The organism is Stenotrophomonas sp. Ker107b (assembly GCF_053847245.1).
The window spans coordinates 1-392 of the sequence record NZ_JBSPHX010000008.1; the positions used below are offsets into that span (position 1 = coordinate 1).

The window sequence follows — 392 nt, forward strand, 5'->3', positions numbered from 1 at the left end:
GACATGGTCGATGACGCCGAGCTGCTGGAACTGGTCGAAATGGAAGTCCGCGAGCTGCTCAGCAAGTACGACTTCCCGGGCGATGACACCCCGATCATCTCGGGTTCGGCCCGCCTGGCGCTGGAAGGCGACCAGAGCGAGATCGGCGTGCCGGCCGTGATCAAGCTGGTCGAAGCTCTCGACAGCTGGATCCCGACCCCGGAACGTGACATCGACAAGCCCTTCCTGATGCCGGTCGAAGACGTGTTCTCGATCTCGGGCCGCGGCACCGTCGTCACCGGTCGTATCGAGCGCGGCGTGATCAAGGTCGGCGAAGAAATCGAAATCGTCGGTATCCGTCCGGTCCAGAAGACCACCGTCACCGGCGTGGAAATGTTCCGCAAGCTGCTCGA

At 62.8% G+C, this 392-nt stretch carries 1 protein-coding gene; it reads left to right on the forward strand.

The genetic code is table 11. The features are described 5' to 3' along the window. A partial coding sequence (locus ACWV8V_RS18645; RefSeq protein WP_455900437.1) for an EF-Tu/IF-2/RF-3 family GTPase occupies positions 1–392 on the forward strand: 392 nt, incomplete at both ends.